The sequence below is a fragment of the Chloroflexota bacterium genome, from assembly GCA_020161265.1.
Taxonomy (GTDB): Bacteria; Chloroflexota; Chloroflexia; order Chloroflexales; family Herpetosiphonaceae; genus Herpetosiphon.
In genome coordinates, this window is sequence record JAIUOC010000005.1 from 40,602 (window position 1) to 56,669 (window position 16,068).

The 16,068-nt window shown below is 50.1% G+C and carries 15 protein-coding genes; 3 read left to right on the forward strand and 12 right to left on the reverse strand.

The features are described 5' to 3' along the window. Positions 1-208 precede the first annotated feature (208 nt). Positions 209-2,275, forward strand: coding sequence for a hypothetical protein (locus LCH85_12335; protein ID MCA0352776.1), 2,067 nt, complete (start codon positions 209-211; stop codon positions 2,273-2,275). A gap of 638 nt (positions 2,276-2,913) precedes the next feature. Further along, the gene (locus tag LCH85_12340; GenBank protein MCA0352777.1) at positions 2,914-4,650 is read left to right on the forward strand and encodes a hypothetical protein; all 1,737 of its coding nucleotides are present in this window, start codon (positions 2,914-2,916) and stop codon (positions 4,648-4,650) included. 55 nt (positions 4,651-4,705) lie between these two features. On the opposite strand, the gene LCH85_12345 is transcribed toward LCH85_12340, so the two are convergent. The 4 genes from LCH85_12345 to LCH85_12360 are packed head-to-tail and all read right to left on the reverse strand — an operon-like array spanning position 4,706 to position 7,540. Further along, positions 4,706-5,200 (reverse strand): adenylyltransferase/cytidyltransferase family protein, encoded by a 495-nt coding sequence (locus LCH85_12345; GenBank protein MCA0352778.1) that lies wholly within the window; start codon positions 5,198-5,200, stop codon positions 4,706-4,708. Between the two features lie 7 nt (positions 5,201-5,207). Beyond that, positions 5,208-6,203: a PfkB family carbohydrate kinase gene (locus LCH85_12350; protein MCA0352779.1), complete on the reverse strand. Its 996-nt coding sequence runs from the start codon at positions 6,201-6,203 to the stop codon at positions 5,208-5,210. Positions 6,204-6,224: 21 nt separating this feature from the next. Next, complete coding sequence (locus tag LCH85_12355) at positions 6,225-7,001, reverse strand: SDR family oxidoreductase (protein MCA0352780.1); 777 nt, start codon at positions 6,999-7,001, stop codon at positions 6,225-6,227. Further along, positions 6,998-7,540 (reverse strand): dual specificity protein phosphatase family protein, encoded by a 543-nt coding sequence (locus LCH85_12360; protein MCA0352781.1) that lies wholly within the window; start codon positions 7,538-7,540, stop codon positions 6,998-7,000. Before LCH85_12360 ends, LCH85_12355 begins: the two co-directional genes overlap by 4 nt. Positions 7,541-7,655: 115 nt before the next feature. Between LCH85_12360 and sfsA the strand changes: the two genes are divergently transcribed. Further along, entirely contained in the window at positions 7,656-8,402 is a 747-nt protein-coding gene (gene sfsA, locus LCH85_12365; GenBank protein MCA0352782.1) for a DNA/RNA nuclease SfsA, read from the forward strand. 206 nt (positions 8,403-8,608) lie between these two features. Here sfsA and fadH read toward each other — a convergent pair whose 3' ends face one another. The 8 genes from fadH to LCH85_12405 form a co-directional block, all read right to left on the reverse strand. Next, positions 8,609-9,463: a 2,4-dienoyl-CoA reductase gene (fadH, locus tag LCH85_12370; protein ID MCA0352783.1), complete on the reverse strand. Its 855-nt coding sequence runs from the start codon at positions 9,461-9,463 to the stop codon at positions 8,609-8,611. A gap of 31 nt (positions 9,464-9,494) precedes the next feature. Then, positions 9,495-10,790, reverse strand: coding sequence for a 3-phosphoshikimate 1-carboxyvinyltransferase (gene aroA / locus LCH85_12375; GenBank protein ID MCA0352784.1), 1,296 nt, complete (start codon positions 10,788-10,790; stop codon positions 9,495-9,497). Next, positions 10,774-11,442, reverse strand: coding sequence for a haloacid dehalogenase (locus tag LCH85_12380; GenBank protein ID MCA0352785.1), 669 nt, complete (start codon positions 11,440-11,442; stop codon positions 10,774-10,776). The genes aroA and LCH85_12380 overlap by 17 nt, the downstream gene beginning before the upstream one ends. Before the next feature lie 263 nt (positions 11,443-11,705). Continuing rightward, on the reverse strand, positions 11,706-12,227 hold the full coding sequence (locus tag LCH85_12385; GenBank protein ID MCA0352786.1) for a cysteine hydrolase: 522 nt from the start codon (positions 12,225-12,227) through the stop codon (positions 11,706-11,708). After that, on the reverse strand, positions 12,227-14,080 hold the full coding sequence (locus tag LCH85_12390; protein MCA0352787.1) for an SUMF1/EgtB/PvdO family nonheme iron enzyme: 1,854 nt from the start codon (positions 14,078-14,080) through the stop codon (positions 12,227-12,229). Before LCH85_12390 ends, LCH85_12385 begins: the two co-directional genes overlap by 1 nt. Before the next feature lie 133 nt (positions 14,081-14,213). Then, positions 14,214-14,810 (reverse strand): LysE family translocator, encoded by a 597-nt coding sequence (locus tag LCH85_12395; GenBank protein MCA0352788.1) that lies wholly within the window; start codon positions 14,808-14,810, stop codon positions 14,214-14,216. A 15-nt stretch (positions 14,811-14,825) separates the two neighbouring features. After that, the gene (locus LCH85_12400) at positions 14,826-15,329 is read right to left on the reverse strand and encodes a hypothetical protein (GenBank protein MCA0352789.1); all 504 of its coding nucleotides are present in this window, start codon (positions 15,327-15,329) and stop codon (positions 14,826-14,828) included. A gap of 8 nt (positions 15,330-15,337) precedes the next feature. After that, entirely contained in the window at positions 15,338-16,051 is a 714-nt protein-coding gene (locus LCH85_12405; GenBank protein MCA0352790.1) for a site-2 protease family protein, read from the reverse strand. Positions 16,052-16,068 lie beyond the last annotated feature (17 nt).

Sequence of the window (16,068 nt, forward strand, 5' to 3'; positions counted from 1 at the left end):
TTTAAAGGCATGGCCTGCTGCTAATTTAATATTTGTTAACTTCCTTACTGACCTGCTAGTACTTTTTACCTATTGATCACTAGATAATTCATATGGTATCTATAGCTATGCATAGATTATCGTTAAATTGATGATTTAGCAGGCTTCAACCAAGGAGCTGAATTGCTAGGTAGAGGTTGTGTGGTGTTTTGGTCTGGGAGTGATGTTTATGGCGAAATCGAATTTCCGTTGGCGAGGCTGGTTATTGGCGGGGTTGGTCGTTTGGGCTGGAATTCCAGCAGCAAATCCATCGGTTCAAGCGCAAACTCTTGATCTTCAGAATTGGGATCGGTCTCAAAGTCAAGCGACGGCCATCCATCCCACTGGACTAGCGCAAACCCAAGCGCTAACTGGCACATGGCAGACTGAAGTTGCCAATATTCAACCGCATGATGGATTTATTAAGACCGCAACGCTTGGGCCAAATGGTGATTTATATTTTGCGGGCAATTTTACCCAAATTGCTGGGGTCAATGTGAATGGGATTGTGCGCTGGGATGGCACAACTTGGTCGGCATTGCCTTCGACCCAATTTGATTGGACGACATGGTTTCCTTCGTTTCAATCGCTAGCATTTGTTGACGACAATCTTTATGCTGGCAGCGCTAAGACCAACATTGGTGGTCATACCGGGCTTGATCTTGCGCGTTGGGATGGCGCAACCTGGCATGCAACTGGCAGTGGCGTGGGCTCGATAGGTGGGATTGAGCAGCTTGCTCAATATGCTGATGAATTGTATATCTTAGGTAGTTTTACCAGCTTTAATGGGGTTCGTGCATCTGATCTTGTGCGCTGGAATGGGACGACTGTTACCACCATGACCACCATCCTTGAACAGATGAACGTTATGGTTGCTACCTCGGCAGGGGTCTATATCAGCGGTTTCAATCTTCAAAATGATCTACTTGTTGACCACGTGTTGCATTGGGATGGTACAAGCTTTACCAGCCTGCCGCTAGAGGTTGAGGCCAGTTCAATCAGGGTTTTCAACGATCAACTATATGGCGCTCAATCTAATAATCAAACCTCGGTTTTGAAGCGCTGGAATGGGACGGCTTGGGTAACAGTGGTGGATGCTGTGCCTGGAATTATTTTGGATTATGCGCTTGATTCGGATCAGATCTATGTGGAAGCACAGGTTAATGGTCAAATCCAACTGTACAGTTATGTAGGCAATGCTTTACAGCCCTTAACTGATTGTGAATGTACTGATGCCTATCGCCTCTATTTGGCGCATAATCGGCTTTTTATGACGAGCGCAACCGATCGCTCATTGTTGACCTATGTGAATAATCAATGGCAAGCGATTCCGCTGTATCGTGCCCCAGATTTAGCTTTAACCACTGGTGCTGATGCTGCTTATATCCTTGGTAATCAACTATTAAGTTGGGAAAATAACACTTGGCGGGCGATTCCCCAGCCAACCAGCCATCCACTTGTAGACGATATGCAAGCAGCCGACGATCGTTCGTTGTATGTAATTGCCAATAATCAAGCAAATGAGCAGATTGTGTATCGCTATGTGCAGGGCGCGGCTGAGGTAACAATGCTGCCCACGATTCCAGCGACCCCACTCAGCGAACTCTTCGTGATCAATGGGCAAACTCCGTTGGTGCGGACAAATACCGGGATTTATCGCTGGAATGGCACGAGTTGGGATAGTTTGGCCTTGCCGCCACATAATTTCAATCCTGGAATTGATCTGTTTGGCTACAATCAACAATTGTATGCCTTGGTGGCTTCGATCAATGATGGGCGCTTTACTAGTGTTATCTATCGTTGGAATGGGACGGCTTGGGTTGAGCCAACAGCGCCAGTGGATGGATTTGCCGTTGATCTTGATGCAAATGCTGATGGACTGTATTTGGCTGGACAGTTTGAACATGCTGGAGAGGATTATCAATTAATCAATTGGGATGGCAATCAGTTTAACTTCATCAGTAGCTCGAATAAGGTTATTGATCAGGTTGCTGCGACTGCTGATGGGGTGTATGTTGGTGGCTGGTTTAGCCAACTTGGCGATTGTGCTTGCTATAACCTTGGCTATTGGAATGGTAGTACTTGGCAAGCAGTTGGCGGTGGCACGAATGGTCGGGTTGAAGATCTGGCTTTATCCAATCAGCAACTGTTTGTGCATGGCTCGTTCAGCCAAACAGGCAATGCGACCGCCTTGGGTTTAGCGATTTGGAATCCTACTAGCACCTATACCGTCTATCTCCCGTTCACCCGTAAGTAACTCAATTGCAGTGGCTCAGGATCACTTTTGATCCTGAGCCACTTTTTAGATCCAAGCCTCGCCCTAAGCTAATGATGTTCCTCGCCTCAGATCACTTTCAGGAATTTAGTACTTTTAGCCTAGCAGAACCTAGGTATTAAATGTGAGATGATGGCTGCATCAGTCCCATTTAATCGATAGCTAGCTAAATACGCTCGAGAGCATTGATTTGATCTAAGGAGGACTCTATGCAACGATGGAGTAACGTTGGGATTTTTCTACTTGTATGGTTTTTAGTTAGTGGAATCGTGCTTAATCGGGCAGTGAATCCTGTTCAAGCCGCACAACCGCTATTGCCTCAATCACTCAGGGTTGCTGAGCAAGCACAGGTTCCTTCCATCCTAGACCAATCAGGAAATCTCAGTGCCACTAGTCTGATCAGCGGTACCTGGCAATCTGGCTTCAACGATCTCTCATTTGCGAATGGCACAATTACCTCAGCAATTACTGATACTGCTGGTAATTGGTATGTTGGTGGCTATTTCAACCAAGTTGATGGGGTTGCGGTTAACAATATTGCCCGTTGGGATGGCACAACCTGGTCGGCGCTATCAACCGTTGCAGCTGATTGGGCCAATTGGAACTATCGAGTTTCAACAATGGCCTTTTGGGGTGATGATCTCTATGTGGGCGGAGCTAATCTGAGTATCGGTGGGTTGGACTATGTTGATTTAGCGTATTGGGATGGTAGCACTTGGCATCAGGCTGGCAGTGGTTTTGATCAATATGGCACAGTGAGCAAGATTGCGGTATTCAATGACGAATTGTTTTTTGCTGGCAGCTTCGAACAGTTCAACGGAGTTGCTGTCCGATCGTTTGCGCGTTGGGATGGCACAAATATCAACCAACTTTCTACGAATATCCATGAAATAGAGTTTATGCAAGCTAGCTCAACCAATTTGTATATTGCTGGTAAACGCTGGGTGAATGAGTCATTAGTTGATACCGTGCAAGTTTGGGATGGTACGAATTTTCAAACAATTGCATCAGCAGAGATATCCCCGTATAGCCTTAAGATCATTGATAATCAGTTGTATGGAATCCGCAAACTGAGTGCGAATAGTTCGGCCCTCGTCCGCTGGGATGGATCAGCCTGGAGTGTTGTGATCGATACGATTCCGTTTGTTATCAATAACTTTGCCTTTGATGCTGATCAATTTTATGCTGAAGCTCAAAATGGAGCAAGTTTTGCCCTTTATCGCTATGATAACCAACAATGGCAACCGCTAACCACTTGTAATTGTAATGCTGAACATACATTATATTTAGTCAATAATCAATTATTTATGACCAGTGAGCAACATAAACCGCTATTGAACTATAGCAATAATCAATGGCAAGAATTCGTGGTTAAATCGGCTTATCCCTATACAGCGAAGATTGTTACCTATCAAGATGATGTGTATATTGCTTCAATTCAGAAAGTGTTAATCAATGATGTTTATAAAGAAGTCAATTATGTACGAAGTTGGGAAGATAATACGTGGAAAGTAGTTTATCAAATTTCAAATACCCACACGCTTATCGATATGAAAGCCACTGATATAGGCGTATATTTGTTGATTCAGAATGATTCAACCGAATATTATGATATCTATTATTATAAGCAAGGACAAAATGGGGTTAATATTTTGCCAGATATTGAAATAGGCTTAAGTGAAATACTTAAATTATTTGTACTCAATGGCAATACACTCTATGCGATTATTATAAATTCAATCTATAAATGGAATGGAACACAATGGGTTTTTGAGACTACTTTACCCTATCAAAATCCTTACAGGCATTGGATTGACCCATTTATCTATAACCAACAATTACATCTATTAACAGAGGCTGGGCGTAGCCTTGACAATCGACCGTTATTACGAATTTTTCGCCGTGATGGAAACCAATGGATTAACCAAAATATTGTGTTAGAAGGCTACTTGAGTGATAGTTCGGCAAATGCCAATGGTTTATATATCGCTGGTCAGTTTTATCACAATGATCAGGTTTATCACTTGGTTAAATGGGATGGAACCCAGCTTCAGTTTATTGATACGCAAACCGTACTGATTACTTCGGTTGCTGCTGAAGGCAATAATGTGTATGTGGGCGGCCTGTTCAATCAGTTGCCTGGCTGTGTTTGCTATAACCTTGGCTATTGGAATGGTAGTGCATGGCAACCAGTCGATGGCGGTACCAATGGTCTGATTGAAAGTTTGTCTCTCTCTGGCAGGCGCTTATATATGCATGGATGGTTTAGCCAAACTGGCGATGTAGCGGCGGTTGGGTTTGGGGGATGGGTTAGAAATTATCCCTATAAGAATCATCTGCCATTTGTGAATAAGTAAGCCTACTTGACGAGCCTAGCTCTGCATCAAGCGTCTAGGCTCGTTTGTGCTTGATTTACTCGCTGCGAATTTTGGCAATCAGGTTGCTGGTCGATAATCCTGCTTGATACTGAATCAGTTCAACCTTGCCGCCATAGGCTAAAACAATACGTGCCTCAGGTAAATCTTTGCCATCACTAGCTTGCTCAGGATGGGCGTAATCGCCGCCTTTAACATAAACATCCGGTTGTAAGGCACTGACTAATGGCTCAGCGGTCAGCGATTCGAATAGCGTGACATAATCGACCGAGCGTAATGCTGCTAGCACAATTCCGCGCTGAAGTTCAGGCACAATTGGGCGGGTTGGGCCTTTGTAGCCACGGACTGAAGCATCGCTATTCAAGCCAACAATCAACCGATCACCCAAGGATCGGGCTGCTTGCAAGTAGTTTACATGACCAGCATGGACTAAATCGAACGCGCCATTGGTAAAAACCATAGTCAAGCCCTGTGCGCGCCACTGCTGGCGGAGCGCCACTAAATCGGCTAAATCAGTAAATGGTGAATTCATCAAAGCCTCATACAATCTGGCCAAATTGAATTAATGCGCTTTGCAGTTCGTTGGGGCTAACCGTGGCCACGCCAATTCGTCGTACTACCAAGGCTGCCGCAGTATTAGCAAGTTGGGCGGCAATTAGTGGGCTATGACCAGCACACAAACTGAGGGTTGCGGTAGCAATAAAGGTATCGCCTGCCCCGGTTGCATCAAAAACTTCGCCAATTGGCACTGCTGGAATATGATGAATGCCTGCTGGATCGAGTAGCGAAAAGCCCGCCCCGCCTCTGGTAATCACCACCGCCGCCAATTTGAGTTGATCACGCAAGCGTTCTAAGCCCTGTTCAACTTGTTGATCATTGGTTAAACGCTGGCCAAGCCAGGCCTCAGCTTCGCCCAAATTACACTTAAGGAAATCAGCTCCGGCGTAGGGTTCAAAGCGACCTTGGCTATCAACTGTGAGCAAGGTTTGATATTGTTGACATAATTGTTGGATGTGTTGAATAAGCCGCTCACTAAGCCAGCCCACCCGATAATCTGAGCATAATACAGCATCGACTTGGGGAATTAATTGGCCTAATAATTCGATCGCCTGATCTTCAAAAGCTGGATCAACAGGCCGCCGATCAATTTTATCAAGCCGTGCGACTTGTTGGGCTACGGTCAATTGCACCGAGGCCAAAATACGGGTTTTGGTGGTAGTTGGGCGTTGCTCATCGCGCAGCAATCCAGCGGTGCTTACCTTGCGTTTATGCAAGGCATTGGCTAATTCTTGGCCAGCCTGATCAGCGCCGATTAATGCCACAATGCCAGCGTTGCTGCCGAGCGCTGTGATGTTGGCAGCGGGATTGGCCGCACCACCAGGGATAATCCGCCGCTGCTCAAATTCTAAAACTGGAATTGCCGCCTCGCGCGATAGCCGTTCGGGCTTGCCATACAAATATTCATCGAGCACAACATCGCCAACCACCAGTACGCGGCGATTGGCGAGTTGGGCCACATGTTCAACCGTGATCATGCACATTCTCAGTATTCAAAATTAGCCAACCATTTTCACCAACCAACGAGTGAAGGCTGGAAAGATCCGATATGCTACCCCAAACACATGATAAATCCGCGGAATAACCCGCTGGGTGGTGGGGTTGGCCGCCACATGCAGCACGATCTCGGTGACATCGTGGGGCTTGAGCATGCCAAAGATTGAAGCAAAACGCGACATCTTATTAAAGTCGGCTGATTCAAAAAAGGGCGTGGCGATCGGCGCGGGGCAAACCAACGAACATTTGATCGGCGTGCCACGCAATTCAATTTGCAAGGCTTCTGAGGCCGCCATCAAGGCATGTTTTGAGGCTGAATAACTGCCCATGTTGTGGGTTGAAACCAAGCCTGCCACCGAAGCCACATTGACAATATGGCCACTATTTTGCTTGCGCATAACAGGCAAGACCGCCCGAATACAATGCATTGCCCCAAAATAATTTACCGTGATCATGCCTTCGATATGTTTCCATTCGATTTGCTCAATCGAATCGAAGACCCCATAGCCAGCATTGTTGATTAGTAAATCGACCCGACCAAACGTAGCAATTGCTTGCTCGACCAAGGCTTGCACTGCCTGCGCATCACTTACATCGGTAGCAACCGCCAGTGCTTTGGCTCCGGTTTGGTTGATAGCTGCCGCCAGCTCGTTTAATTGCTCGGCGGAACGGGCAGCCAGCACCACATTGGCCCCGCCACGCGCCAAACCTTCAGCGATCAACTTGCCAATGCCCGATGATGCTCCGGTGATAATGGCGGTTTTGCCCGCAAAACTCATAATTCTGCTCCTTGCTGTGCCCAATCGCGGGCAAATTGCTCTAAAGCTCGGCGTTGCCAGGGATGCAAGTGAACAATTGGGCGACGCGCCTTAACTAAATTCCATGCGCTTTCCAAATCCATGCCTTGGGCGATCAGCACGGCTGTACATAAGGTGGCCGAACGGCTCATCCCTGCGTGGCAATGGATCAACACTTTGTGGTCAGTTTGGATGGCTTGTTGCACGAAAGCCACGCCTTGTTGCAGCGCCTCAGCACTCGGTGCTTGGCGATCCATGGTTGGTAGCCATAAGTAGCCTTCGTTGCCTAAATCGCCGAAACGATCTTGGCGCTCGGATTGGAGATTGACTACAACCCGCACACCTTGGGCGTGTAAAATCTGCCAATCGTGGAGATCAAAAAAACCGCCGAGGTACAGTTGCTCGGTAATTTGGTTGACTCGCGGCTTAACCTTGCCACCAAGCCGCCGATAGAGTCGGCGAGTTCCCATGACTAAATGTGAGCGCAAAACATAAAACCAATGCTGCAAAACTGCCAGCATACCTCAATCCTTTATCAGTTTTTATCGGTGATTAACGACCGCAAGCCATTGTACCACGCTGTACCAAGCTGATTAAGGCTATAATGGCTTTCGTTTTTTAGCGATAAGGGCGATTGTGGAAACAACGATTCAAATTGGCTTAGTTGGTGGTGCGCCGTTGGTGCAAGCCACTTTTTTGGAGCGGCCAAATCGCTTTTTGGTGCTGGCTCAATTGGCCGATGGTTCGATTGTGCAGGCACATTTAGCTGATCGAGGCCGTTTGTTGACCAAACTCGTGCCAGGAGCGCAACTCGTGCTCGGCCACAAACCAGCCGAAGGCCGCAAAACCGCCTATCAAGTGGCCGGAGTGTATCAGGCCAACGAGCTGGTTTCATTGGATACAGGCTTGCCAAATCGTTTGGTTGAGGCGGCATTGCGAGCGCAAGCCCTAGCGCCGTTTGCCGAATATCGCCATGTTGAGCGTGAAGTCAAACTTGGGGCAAGCCGTTTTGATTTTGGGCTGGCTCCAGCTCCGCCAAGCAAAGCCAAACGTCATGGCGGCGATTGCCCATGGTTGGTCGAGGTAAAAAGCGTTGGCGATGCTGAGCATGGTTTGGCGTTATTTCCGGATGCGCCGACCGTGCGTGGGCGACGGCATTTGCTCGAATTGGCCGAATTGCATGAACAAGGGCGGCGCACCGCTGTGGTTTTTATTGTGCAACGTGGCGATGCCCAGCGGGTTGCCGTCAACCGCCAAATTGATCCAGCCTTTGCTGAAACTTTAGCCGCAGTAGCTACCCGTGGTGTTGAAATTTATGCCTATCGTTGCCCCTTGAGCCTTGCTGGCATTCGCTTGGCCGAGCAATTGCCCGTTGAATTGTAGAAGTTGGGGATCAGATGGCAGGGGCTAGGGATCAGGGCCAAGTTTTGAGTTTGGTATTTGATGACGATCTATAGAGCTGACATGAACCAATGGAAAGTTATCAAGACCTAGGGGTCAGTTTCGCCATGCATTTGACTGATTATGTTTTGGCTTAATACCTGACCCCTGACAACTAGCCCCTGATCCCTGCCCTATGTTCTATGTTCTTAGCTGCCACTTTTCTTAGTCATTTTGGAGAGCATATCCCACATTTCGTTGGGCAAGCGATCAAGCCCTGAGAATTGGCCAGCGCCATACAGCCACTCGCCGCCATCAATCGTGATGCATTCGCCGTTGATATAGCCGGCTTCGTCGGCCAACATATAGGCAGCTAAATTGGCCAGTTCGATATGTTCGCCAACGCGGCGTAATGGCACACGATTGAGCGCTTGTTCAGCTAGTTCGGGTGTTGGGGCAAGCCGTTCCCACGCGCCTTGAGTTGGGAACGGACCAGGCGCGATCGCATTCATGCGAATGCCATAGCGTGCCCATTCGACCGCTAACGAACGGGTCAGGGCCAAAACCCCAGCTTTGGCTGCTGCCGATGGCACAACAAAGCCACTGCCCGACCAGGCATAGGTTGTAACGATGTTCAAACATTGGCCACCGCGTCCAGCTTCGATCCACTTTTTGCCTAAAGCCAAGGTGCAGTAGAAGGTGCCATGCAGCACAATCCCCAAAACCGCATCAACTGCGCGGTGCGAAAGCTTCTCGGTTGGGCTGATAAAGTTGCCAGCAGCGTTGTTTACCAAAATATCGACTGTGCCGAAATGGTTCCAAACGGCCTCGATCATCTGGTCAACCGCTTCGGGGTCGCGCACATCGCAGGGCACGGTAAAAACTTCGCCGCCTTTGGCTGCCATCATTTCGCTGGCCGCAGTGCTCAATTTCTCGGCATTGCGGCTGGTAATTGCCAACTTTGCCCCCAACTCAAGGAAGCGCTCACCCATTGAGCGCCCCAATCCCGAACCCCCGCCAGTGATGATGATCACTTTGTCTTTGAGCAGATCTGAACGAAACATGCACAACCTCCTTGTTGGGCTATCGGCGCGATCAGGCTTCTTTGATCTGCGCGTAATGGTGCCAGAATGTTGGGTACGAGACGGTCACGGCTTCAGCTTCGTCGATAATCGTTTCGCCTTCGGCCACTAAGCCAGCCACCGCCAAGGCCATCGCGATACGATGATCACCATGCGATTGAACGTTAGCGCCTTGGAGTTCACCACCACCAGCGATGATCATGCCATCGGGTGTGGCTTCGAGGGTCGCCCCCATGGCTGTTAATTCGCTAACCACGGTGGCTACCCGATCGGTTTCTTTGGCCCGTAGTTCTTCGGCATCGGCAACCACGGTTTCGCCAACTGCGCAGGCTGCCGCCACCGCCAGCACTGGAATTTCATCGATCAAACGGGGAATTAAATCACCATCGATGCGGGTGCCTCGTAATCCACCGCCACGCACGGTTACATCGCCAACAGGCTCTGCGCCTTCATTGCGCTCATTGCTGATCGTAATATCAGCGCCCATGGCCTTGAGCACATCGAGCGCTCCGCTGCGGCTCGTGTTTAATCCAACGCCCAAGGTGGTAATTTCGGCATCAGGGTGAATCGCTGCGGCTACCCACCAAAAGGTTGCCGACGAAGGATCGCCTGGAACATGCAACGAAAGTGGATAGGGGAAAACCGGATGACTGGGTGGATAGAGCACAATCTCATCATCTTTAACGGTAAGATCAACTCCCATCGCGATTAGCATGCGCTCAGTATGGTCGCGACTAACGATCTTGCCCGATAAACGCATTGGCGCATCGCCAGTTAAACCAGCCAAAAGCAAGGCCGATTTAACTTGGGCACTGGCGATCGGCAATTCGTAGTTGCCACCATGAATGGTTGTGCCACGAATCACCAAGGGTGCACGATTGCCGTTATCGCGGCCATCGAGCTTGGCTCCTAGTTGGCGTAATGGTTCGGTGATGCGACGCTGAGGGCGTGAACGCAACGATGCATCGCCAGTCAGCACGCTCAAAAATGGCTGGCCAGCCAACAAACCTGCTAACAATCGGAGGGTTGTGCCCGAATTACCACAATCTAAAACGTCGCTTGGCTCGCGCAGGCCACGCAAACCCCGCCCGAACACTCGCACCTTATCGTCGCTGTGTTCAATTTCAACGCCCATTTGGCGCAAACAGGCGATCGACGAAAGACAATCAGCGCCCGGTAAGAAGCCCGTAATTTCGGCATTGCCCTCAGCCAAAGCATTGAACAACACCGAACGATGCGAGATTGATTTGTCACCTGGGACGCTAATTGCTCCGCGCAGGCGCTTGGCATGACTAACTGTCTGTTTCATCGGGCGTTGACTCCTGTAGCGCAGCGGGGGGCAGTCCCATATGCTGTTCAAAGCGGGCGAGGGCGGCAACCAATTGTTCTTGGCGCACAGCGCTGGTTAGATCGCCACGGGTACGTTCAAGCACAGCTCGCAGTGCGTCGGTTGTGCGGCGTAAGCCACTGGTTACCGCATCGGGGAAATCGACAGTCACCAAGAAGCTATAGATCTCATCCATCTGATCGAGCAAACGCTCGCCGCTATCGACCTTGCCATGGCGCAGGCCATCGAGAATATAGCGCCGCAATTCGCTGGCGGCCTCAGCTAAACCATTTAAATAGGCTGCTGCTTCAACGCCCAAGGCATGATGGGTTGGCAGGGTTTCGCCGCGCACCAAGGCCAAGGTCAAAGCCGCTTCGGCATATTCTTTGAAAGCATCTTGGGTATAGCCAGCATAGAGCAAGGCTGGATAATCCTGAAGGCGTTCGCGTAGGCTTTGAGCTGCTGCCGCCGTTGCTTGCAAGAGTGGTTCGGCCAAAGCCCATTCGTGGCGATGCACCGCCCGAATCGTGTTGGCACATTGGCGAATCAGTTCGCGAGCCGATTTGAGCGCGATTTCGCGGGTGGCATGAATCGCCTCTAACTCGCTAATGAGGCTGGTGGTTTCAATACTCACAGCGTTGTCCTTGTTAGACTCTCTGGGTGTAAAACTGCGCATAGCATACTTGGCATGACGCAATTAGTCAAAGCCGCAAATGCTACAAAAACTAACCATTGAGCTAGTATCCACGGGTGAAGATACTTGATAAGCTAAGTTTAGGGGCAGGGGCTTACGAGGCTCATAGACGGACGAGGATAGTCTAGACAGCGGGGGATGGCAGGCTGAATCAGGGCCAGCCGCCACACCCACGCTGGAAACCCAACGATCGGCATTGCTGATTAAAAAGTGATGTTGGTGGTTGAATAGACTTTGGCGAAATTGCGCAGCACGCTATTATGGTGGGCAATAATTTGGGCTGCTTTGAGGGTTTCGCCATCGAAAGTGCTATGAGCATCGGCGGCGAGGCTTACGCGAAATCCGCGCGACCAGGCTGCCCGACAGGTGGTATCAATGCACAATTCAGTTTGAAAGCCCGCTAAAACCAGCTGTTTAATCTCGCGCTGGCGCAGCATTTCGGCCAAATCGGTGTGCAAAAAGGCATTAGGTGTTTCTTTTTGCACAACCAAATCGCCTGCTTGGAGCTTACAAACCTCATGCAATTGCCAACCAGCGCTGCCTGGCGCATCAGGATCATCGGGGCCGCCATTATGCTGCACATATACTACCGCTGCGTTATTTTCCCGCGCAGCACTAATTAATCTGGCAATTGCTTCCAACACACGTTCACCAGCATAGACCGTTGCCTCGGGTGCGAACATATTGACTTGAACATCCAGCAACACTAAGGCCGTTTGTGTCATCACCAATCCTCGCGTACATCAGCGGCACAACGGAAGCCTACCTCAAAATCAGCATCGTTGGCAGCAGCTATGTTGCGATTCGCTCCGCGTAATGCATCCGGCGAACACGACCACGACCCACCACGGGTGACGCGCAAGCCAGCATTCTTGGGGAAATCGCGGCCATCACTTGGGTCATAAGGATAGCGCTTATAGGCCGTATCTGTCCACTCCCAAATATTGCCAGCCATTTCTGCTGCGCCACACGGGCTATCGCCTTGTGGTGAATAAGCGCCAATTGGCACGGTTCCGCCTGCTCCGCCTTCCCGCGCATTGGCGCGATGCTCATCCCATTGGTCGCCCCAAGGATAAACCCGCTTATGCCCAGTTGTGGCATCCCATGTTGCAGCTTTTTCCCATTCGGCTTCGGTTGGCAAGCGTTTGCCCGCCCAACGTGCATAAGCTCGCGCTTCGTCGTGCGTTATTTCGACGACTGGATGATCTTCGATCATATGCGGCGGCAATGGGCCACCCCAATAACGTGGCGGTGGTGCTCCAGTTTCTTGTACAAAACGCGCATAATCGGCGCATGTCACCGGAAAGCGGTCGATCAAAAACGTTTTGAGATCAAGCCGATGCACTGGAACTTCATCGGGATCATTGCCCTCGCTGCCCATTGGCATTGACCCCGCCATAACCCGCACCATTTCGCGCCGATCGCCTTCCCAAATAATGCCATGTGGCAAGCGTTCAGCACGCAGTTCGCTTGGCACATGCAATGGGCGACTGGGTTGGCCAGCATTGGTGGTTGAGCGTGGTTGCGTGCCGATGCGTGGTTGGCTGATTGCCACAGGCGTAGCAACTGCATGCGCCGCAGCTTGCAGAGTTCGGGCTGTTGCCGCTTGAGCAATCACCGCAGGTTGGCTGATGCTGACCGCTTGATCTTGCTCAAGCACCCGTTCGAAGACCATATGCAAGGCCGCAGCGCTCGGCGGGCGATGATCAGGCTCAATCGCCATCGCGCGATCGATTGCCCGCGCTAACAAGACTGGAATATCGGGGCGGGCTTGCTCAACGGTTTGCATCGAAATGCCGCGCAAGCGGTTGGGTGCTTCGGGTGGCATCTTGCCAACCAATAAATGATACAACGTCGCACCCAAGGCATATAAATCTGAACGTGGGTCGGTGCCTTGCCCCAAATATTGCTCAATTGGTGAGTAGCCACCCGAATAGGCTTGGGCGGCGCGAGTTGTGGCTGAGCCATCGCGATATTCTTTGGCAATCCCCAAGTCGATGACCATCAAGTCGCCGTGGGGAGTCAAACGCAAATTAGCGGGTTTAATGTCGCGGTGAATAATTGGCGGCTCTTGGGTGTGCAAATAGGTCAACACATCACAGACAATTTGGCCCCATTCAGCCACCTTGCGCCATGAAACCATCTCTTCGGCTTCATCCATCATCTTTTCGAGATCTTTACCAGGCGCATATTCCATCACCAAAAACTGTGCCCCGCTGGGATCAGTAAAATAATCGGTGACTTTGGTCATGCTGGGGTGACGCAAACGCGCCAGCAATTGAGCTTCGGCCAAAAACTGGGCATGAGCCGATTGATCAAATTCATTGTTTTCTTTGATGGCGCAGGGCGTTTTGAGCCGCAAATCGATTGCACCATAAACCCGACTAAAACCACCAGCTCCAATAAAGGTCATAATTTTATAACGCTCTTGGAGAATCACCCCACGCCGCAGCGTGCCGCTTGCTTCGCGTGGAAGGTTGATAGCTTGTGGCGTTGGCGCAACCGTTCCACAATGCGAGCAGAATCGTGCACCTGGTGCTAGCAACATCTGACAATTTGTACACGCTAATGCGTTCATAACAGTACTCATCTATGGTTAAAAGCTTGGGTTCGTTCGATTATAGCATTATGCTCTCAAGCAAAGAGTGTACCAAGGTCAAGCTTTATTGCCACCTGAATGGGGGATAATGCCTAACCTGATCAATTGCCGATCAGCCTAGATATTCAGCTATAAGTACTATGCCCAAGCCAATCAATAAAACACTACAGCCGCGCATAACCCAACGATAGGCCGCGCCTTGCAAAAAGCGCCGCGAACGGGCGACGATCTCGCACAGGAAAATTTTGCTGCCAATCAACAAAAGATAAAACACCAGCAAAAAACTGACAGTCGCCAACCAACTATGCTGACGTTGAATGCTAATCAGCAATGGCCCGCCAACTGGCAGCCAAAATAACCATGGATGCGGGTTAAGCCAGTTGGTGATTAGTGCCCGCCATAAACTAGCCCATGGTGCGCCACTTGCCTCGGCTGGGGGCTTGGCTCGCCAGGCATCAATACCCATCCAAATCAAAAATAGCCCACCAGCCAAACCTAACCAACGATTAATGCTGGCTGGCAAGGCATTGGCTACAAACAGCGCGATCAAGATAATTGGCGCATCGGTCAATAATGGGGCACAGGCCACCAAATAGCCGGCGCGGCGACCATGCTCCAAGGTTTCGCGAATCACCAAGCCCAACATTGGCCCAGGCAAGAGGCCAGCAGCTAGTCCCAAGCCCAACGCCTGTAGCAGATATTCAATCACAGCCGATTCCTTGAATTAATGCTGATCGTCGGCCCAACGCAAACGGGCGGCCAAACCAGTTGGTGCATCATCATGATAATGGCGAATTGTGGCCACAATTGTGGTCGAACAGCCAGCCTCAGCCGCTAACTCGGCTCCCAGCGGCCCATGATGGGCATAGCGATAAATTGAACGACACCACCAGCGCGGCTGTTGCGCAGCCCAAGCATAGAATCGTGGCGCGAGCTGCTTCCACACCACCGCAATCCCATACCAAATCAACGATACGGGCCGACCTTGACGATCAACCTTACCAGTATCGTGATACAACGCCAGCCGTAGCAATTCGGCATCCTGCTCGCCCGCAGTCACCAAGGTCGTATATACATCAAGGCAATGGCGTTGATCATACAGTGGCATACGTTCAAAAAGTGGATACTCGTGGCTGGCTAAAAGTTGTTGCACTAAGGCACGTTCGGCGGGCGTTACCTTGGCGCGTAAAGCCGCCCAGAGTTGGCCTAAGCGCATCAACGCACTCATGAAAACTCCTAGGCTTCAGCATGATCATGATTATGGCCAACTGCATGGCAACAACCAGCAAATGGCAAAACGATCCGTTGAAATAATTGATAGATTGGGGCAATCATGGCATCTAAAATCCGTGGGTCAAGATCAAGCTGACCAAGATTAAGCCGATTGATCATCCATGGCAAGAGAATTAAGATCATCAAAATAATATTAGCTGGCCGCCGTAAACGCTCCATTGGCGTAGCCCAACCTTGTGGCAACAAGCCAGCAAAGGTATTAAAGCCATCAAGTGGTGGCAAGGGCAGCATATTAAAGGCCGCCAAGCCAATATTGGTTATAATCACATAATAGAGAAATGTATAAAGTTGCTCAGAAAGCCACATACCACCATTAATATAGAGCGGGATGGCAAAGATTGAGGCTAAGAGTAAGTTGCTGGTTGGGCCTGCTAGTGAGGAAAGCGCAAAACCTCGCCGCCCCCAGCGAATGCGAAAAACATTGATCGGCACAGGCCGACCCCAGGCCATCGGGGCATAGCCCAGCATCACAAAAAGCATCATAAATGCGCCCAGCGGATCAAAATGCACCACCGGATTGAGTGAAACTCGCCCTTCTTGGGCGGCAGTTGGGTCGCCTAAGCGAAAAGCCACAAAGGCATGGGCAAATTCATGGATGGTTACGCCTAAAACAATCGCCACCAAGCGCATCACAAACGTATTCAAATCAATCTGCATACAAGGCTCTCCCCACG

Bases quoted from the DNA above. Each gene is read 5' to 3' on its own strand.
- LCH85_12335 (MCA0352776.1), top strand. From the start codon at position 209: ATGGCGAAATCGAATTTCCGTTGGCGAGGCTGGTTATTGGCGGGGTTG.
- LCH85_12340 (MCA0352777.1), top strand. From the start codon at position 2,914: ATGGCCTTTTGGGGTGATGATCTCTATGTGGGCGGAGCTAATCTGAGT.
- LCH85_12345 (MCA0352778.1), bottom strand. From the start codon at position 5,200: ATGAATTCACCATTTACTGATTTAGCCGATTTAGTGGCGCTCCGCCAG.
- LCH85_12350 (MCA0352779.1), bottom strand. From the start codon at position 6,203: ATGATCACGGTTGAACATGTGGCCCAACTCGCCAATCGCCGCGTACTG.
- LCH85_12355 (MCA0352780.1), bottom strand. From the start codon at position 7,001: ATGAGTTTTGCGGGCAAAACCGCCATTATCACCGGAGCATCATCGGGC.
- LCH85_12360 (MCA0352781.1), bottom strand. From the start codon at position 7,540: ATGCTGGCAGTTTTGCAGCATTGGTTTTATGTTTTGCGCTCACATTTA.
- fadH (MCA0352783.1), bottom strand. From the start codon at position 9,463: ATGTTTCGTTCAGATCTGCTCAAAGACAAAGTGATCATCATCACTGGC.
- aroA (MCA0352784.1), bottom strand. From the start codon at position 10,790: ATGAAACAGACAGTTAGTCATGCCAAGCGCCTGCGCGGAGCAATTAGC.
- LCH85_12385 (MCA0352786.1), bottom strand. From the start codon at position 12,227: ATGACACAAACGGCCTTAGTGTTGCTGGATGTTCAAGTCAATATGTTC.
- LCH85_12390 (MCA0352787.1), bottom strand. From the start codon at position 14,080: ATGAACGCATTAGCGTGTACAAATTGTCAGATGTTGCTAGCACCAGGT.
- LCH85_12400 (MCA0352789.1), bottom strand. From the start codon at position 15,329: ATGAGTGCGTTGATGCGCTTAGGCCAACTCTGGGCGGCTTTACGCGCC.
- LCH85_12405 (MCA0352790.1), bottom strand. From the start codon at position 16,051: ATGCAGATTGATTTGAATACGTTTGTGATGCGCTTGGTGGCGATTGTT.